The 4,971-nt window shown below is 35.6% G+C and carries 4 protein-coding genes and 1 pseudogene; 3 read left to right on the forward strand and 2 right to left on the reverse strand.

Features of this window, described 5'->3' with window-relative positions:
* Positions 1-370, reverse strand: a pseudogene (locus tag AC3DU7_RS25130) (hypothetical protein); the annotation flags it as partial.
* A 338-nt stretch (positions 371-708) separates the two neighbouring features.
* Here AC3DU7_RS25130 and AC3DU7_RS25135 point away from each other — a divergent pair.
* From AC3DU7_RS25135 to AC3DU7_RS25145, 3 genes are all read left to right on the forward strand, one after another.
* Entirely contained in the window at positions 709-1,197 is a 489-nt protein-coding gene (locus tag AC3DU7_RS25135; protein ID WP_488042021.1) for a hypothetical protein, read from the forward strand.
* A gap of 946 nt (positions 1,198-2,143) precedes the next feature.
* Positions 2,144-2,338, forward strand: coding sequence for a DUF2949 domain-containing protein (locus AC3DU7_RS25140; RefSeq protein ID WP_202221574.1), 195 nt, complete (start codon positions 2,144-2,146; stop codon positions 2,336-2,338).
* A 553-nt stretch (positions 2,339-2,891) separates the two neighbouring features.
* Positions 2,892-3,296 carry a nuclear transport factor 2 family protein gene (locus AC3DU7_RS25145; RefSeq protein WP_488042022.1) on the forward strand — a complete coding sequence of 135 codons (405 nt, stop codon included), beginning with the start codon at positions 2,892-2,894 and terminating at the stop codon, positions 3,294-3,296.
* 349 nt (positions 3,297-3,645) lie between these two features.
* Here the strand turns inward: AC3DU7_RS25145 and AC3DU7_RS25150 are convergent.
* Positions 3,646-4,971: glycoside hydrolase family 1 protein (locus AC3DU7_RS25150; protein WP_488042023.1), on the reverse strand; the 1,326-nt coding region annotated here is incomplete at its 5' end.

A 4,971-nucleotide genomic window follows, 5' to 3' on the forward strand; every position in this document is an offset into this window, starting at 1 on the left:
GCGGGGTCTCACCGCTTGCGCCTGTCGGCGGCGCGGGGTCCGACCGCTTGCGACTGTCGTCGTCGCGGGGTCGCACCGCCTTTTTACCTGGTAATTTCAGTCTACAATTTTTGTAGAATCGTTGTATTGATTGCCATGCTCTATCGGCTGATGCTTGTCTGGCTTGAGAGTTTAGCTTTTTAACCCAAGGAAAATTGGCATTTTTTGCTAGTACAGAACAAAGCTTTTGTAAGTCGTTGCGTTTGATATCTTGATTATCCATCCAATAGCGCAAACAACTATTCCTGATGAACTGACCTGTGAGAATCATTTCATCTAGAACTTTGTACTGATTTTGACTGCCTTTTAATTTGGCCTCAATTACTAGCACTTGTTGTTATTAATTCCTTGACTACACTTCTTATTATAACTAATTTTACCTATAATTTCTAATGAGTAAGATATTATTTTGTATGTAATTATGACATAGTTTGCTTCGCGGTGACAAACGGAAATCATGATTATATACGCATCATTCATCCAGGCACTAAATCTAGCGATTCTAGTGCTGGCCTTCTGATTGTTTCAGGTAATTTTTTTTTCACTTGTCATTAATAATAATTTAGGATAACAAAAATTATTAATTATTTACAGTCACTTCAATCTAAAATGGTATGATTATTTTTACCGTATATTGGTCATATTTATACCTCAATTATTAGTCAAATTATGGTTAGTTATACCTTGCCTCAAAATCCAGATACGATTATAACTGTTAGGGGGAAAGAGTCACCCAGGGCCCGTCAGAAAGCTATGGATAAGCTTGTGGAAATGATGGACTCTGGTGAAATACTAACAGAATTAGAAGATGGATTTAGTCCGGAGCAATTTATTGAGGTCAAAGAATCAAAAGATTCAAAGGAAATTGCCTCTGAGGAAGAAGAAGCTGTTGCCCAAGCAGTACAAATACTTAGCGATCTGGCAGCGCTGAAGATTAAGGTTGTAGAATCAAGAGAGGAAGCGCTAAAGATTCGTTCGGCAATTGAGGTACTATTCACAGATGAAGCTGTCAGTGTTGAAGAAATTGCTAATCTCAAAGATGGTTTTAAGGTGTTGAAAACTTTTGCTGTAGCTAATTTGCGGTATAGAGAAGCAAGAGAGAAAGCACAAGAAGCTCGTATTATCTTAGACCAAGCGCTAAAATCTGCTGAATCGTAAATCAAGTAATCTTCTAAACCGGGTAAATAGGCTTTCTCGTATCTAAATAAACTTCAATAGGCAGTTAATTATAGCAAAGAAAGGGTTGGTTAGGAAATATTAGCACATATTATTTTATTGATAATTAATCTTATACAAGAAAGGTTTTTCTAACTAGGGCTTGCTGATTAAATATCAAAGTTTTTAATGGCAAAGGTTTCAGACTTTGCAGGTACTAAGGGAGTATCAGCTTTTAGGTAGTTCCAGTTCAAAAATCTGGGTTTTGGGCAAAAATATGGTTAGAAAATCAAGGGAAGATTCTTCTAGCTATTTCTTCTCGGAATCTCATTCCTCCTGGATTCTGAATTCTGGATTCTGGCTACTCCTCTGAAAAAAAGACTTATTCAGCAAACTCTAAATATTCTCTATCTGTGCATATCTACTAAAGTATCTAGATATAAGTAATTAAGGGTATTATTGCCTAAATCAGTAATATTACTGATGGTGATGTAATTGATAATGTAATTATAGTTTCTTATAATAAATTGATAAAATCCCTATATCATCGTACAAGTCACACAGTATTGTGAAATTTCCAATCAGAGAATATAGGATAGTGAGTATATACTCATTTGATTAGAAATTTACTTTATATATGCTACTCATAAAAAAAGCATATTTTTCATCTATACCAATTGATAATTAAATTAATAACTATTCATAAAGATTGAAACGTATCAATGCTTCATCAAAAATACTCCAGGGTAACTAACTTTTAGAACTAGAATTTAGTGTTCTAGACAACAAAATTGTGATCTGCATCATGAAAAAAATTGAGAAACGTCACATTGTTAAAAGATGTGAGTCATTGAGACTCACCTAATAATAATTGATACTAGGTATCGTGAAGACAAAATAAATATCAATTAAAAATTTTTTAATATATTACTGGAGAAAACTTTTAATCATGTCTACAAAACAAGCTCAGTTAATCAAATTCTTGAAGTGGGAGTTGTCCATCTCTGATTCAGCGATCGCCATTGCTTTACGACACCAGGAAGAAGACTCAAATCAATTACCGATGATACTTTGGCAGTACGGTCTTGTCACATTGAAACAATTGGATCAAATATTTGACTGGTTACAGATGGCCCATATTTAATATACTAAATTTCCTGAATTATCTAGGGCATAGATATCTTATCCCTGGTTATACAAGAGAAACGATATTTAAGGAGGTATGAATTGGGTTTTAAACCAAGAAAAATCATAAAAACCAAATTGAATAAAGAATTTGAATTAAATAGGGGAGTAATCAGTTACCTTTTTCGGCATGATTACTCCCTTTTTTTTATCGAAGAAGGAAGAAGGAAAAATCTGGCGTTGCTGAATACTGGGATGATTGAGACCGACACGGGGACACGGAGACACGGAGACACGGGGATGATAGTCGATCCTCTCTTATAAAATCATCCCACAATTATGCAATGCCAAAATCTTGCGTTGTCTGAATTTTAATCTTTTGATATGTCCGCGCCTTTTATTTTGACTGCGATAAATCTTGACAAAGGAATGCTCTATCAAAAATGGATTTAGTATTATATTCTTAATCTGTTTGTCTGGCCATTAAAAAAATTTGATATTAACTAATGATCTCAACTTGGTATTATAAAAATGATTTAGATGACAAACACCGATTAAAAAAAAACTCGAAAATGACAAAAGAAACTATCGAAACAGTAGTCAATTCTTATTTTACAAATATGGCAGCGATGAATGCCGAAGCATGGGCAGAAAATTTTGCTGAAGACGGTATTATCTATGATCCTGTGGGTAAACCACCCAGTAATGTGCAGTCAGATTATCAGAAATTCTTCGGGCTATTATCAATGATTTTTGCCCAACTAGAATTGACACCAAACAATATATTTATTGTAGATAATGGGGCTGCAGTTAAATGGACGATGCAGGGAGTGGGAAAAAATGGTAATCGGGGAGTTGCAGAGGGAATTAGTATTTTTGACATTAATGAAAATGGTAAAATTAAACAAGTATCTTCTTATTGGGATGATGCTGCAATGATGGCTCAAATCAAAGGTGATTCAACAATTAATAATTAATAATTAATAATTAACAATTACTTCTCCTTGAAAATAACTTGAGTAGGGGAGTGGAGAAGTGGGGGAGTAGGGGAGTAGGGGATAATTTTTTTGCCCAATTCTTGCTAAAAATGCTAACTTTTTGAGAATGAAGAGCTGAAAATTATGTACTTTTTCAATACCTAAAAAGGTTAAAACCTCTATCTGGTAATTATTTTAGATTTAATCAGTAAACCCTAATTAATGCGCTTCTAGCTAATAGTTATCAGATTAGGAAGAGGTCTATTCTATTTCCTAACGGCTCTAGCTATTACTATATCAAAAAATTTTTCTTCCTTATCTCCCAGATAACTAAAGCCTTCTTCCTTCTTCAAACAACTCTATTTTGCTGAATACATTCCTGATACCAATCAAAACTTGATTTTGGTAGACGTTGCTGAGTCTGATAATCAATATAAACTAAACCAAAGCGACGGTCATAACCATAAGACCACTCAAAATTATCCATAAAACTCCAGACAAAATATCCTTTTAATGAATAACCTTCACTAATAGCACGATGGGCAGCTTTGAAGTATTGGCGTAAATACATAATTCTGTCAGTATCTATTATCTTGCCTCTAGCATTAACTTCATCTTGAGCTGCACAACCACTTTCAGTAATAAATAATGGTAAATCTTGTCGCCTCAATGTTTCTCCAATATGACGAATACCCCAGTAGATACTTTCGGGAATAATATTTAACCAGGGCATATACATTTTGGGATAACCAACAGGAAAAGATAAAAACTCATAACCAGGTTGGCGATCGCTGTAATTATCGACTGCATTATCCCTTGCTTGCACATAAGTACCAGAATATATATTTAACCCAACAGCATCAAGAGGTTGATGAATAATTTCTAAATCTCCAGCTTGAATATCTGGTGCATCTTTTCCCAAATGCTCTAGTAAAGCAGCACTATATGCACCAGTCAGAGCAGGAAAAATAATCCCACCATTCTGCCCGCAAAGGTGAAATGCTTCTTGAGCAGCTTTAATATTTTCTGGTGTTTCAGAAATGGGAACAGTTACGGCAATATTATCAACAAAAGAAATAAAACAAGGTGTGGGAGAGGCAGCACGAATTGCTTGAGTAGCTAACCCATGAGCAAGTAAAGCATGATGAGAAGTTTGCCAGACTTCTTTATTCGTATCAACACGAGTACCTGGAGCATGGGGAGGGTCAAAATTGACGGCATAACCGAGATGGGTAAAACAAGTAATTTCATTTATAGTCATCCAGTTAGTGATGCGATCGCCTAAACGACTTACTACTGCAGTTACATAGTCTGCAAAATCTTTTGCCATTTCCCGACTACGCCAAGACCCATACAAGTCTTCTAAAGCTTGAGGGCTATCCCAATGAAACAAAGTTGCGTGGGGAGTAATATTGTGTTGATGCAAACAGTCTACTAAACGGCGATAAAAATCTATTCCTGCTTCATTGACTGTACCCCGACCATCAGGAATAATGCGTGGCCAAGCAATACTAAAGCGATAATGTTTGACACCAAGTTGCGCCATTAATTGAATATCTGTTTCGTAACGATGATAGTGGTCGCAAGCTATTGCTCCTGTATTACCATGTAAGACTTTTCCTGGAGTTCGGCTAAAAGTATCCCAGACGCTTGGTTTGCGACCTGCTTCTGTTGT

It is taken from the genome of Okeania sp. (assembly GCF_983059655.1).

What these genes read in the sequence shown, in the direction of transcription:
- AC3DU7_RS25135 (WP_488042021.1), top strand. Translation starts at nt 709, where the DNA reads ATGGTTAGTTATACCTTGCCTCAAAATCCAGATACGATTATAACTGTT.
- AC3DU7_RS25145 (WP_488042022.1), top strand. Translation starts at nt 2,892, where the DNA reads ATGACAAAAGAAACTATCGAAACAGTAGTCAATTCTTATTTTACAAAT.
- AC3DU7_RS25140 (WP_202221574.1), top strand. Translation starts at nt 2,144, where the DNA reads ATGTCTACAAAACAAGCTCAGTTAATCAAATTCTTGAAGTGGGAGTTG.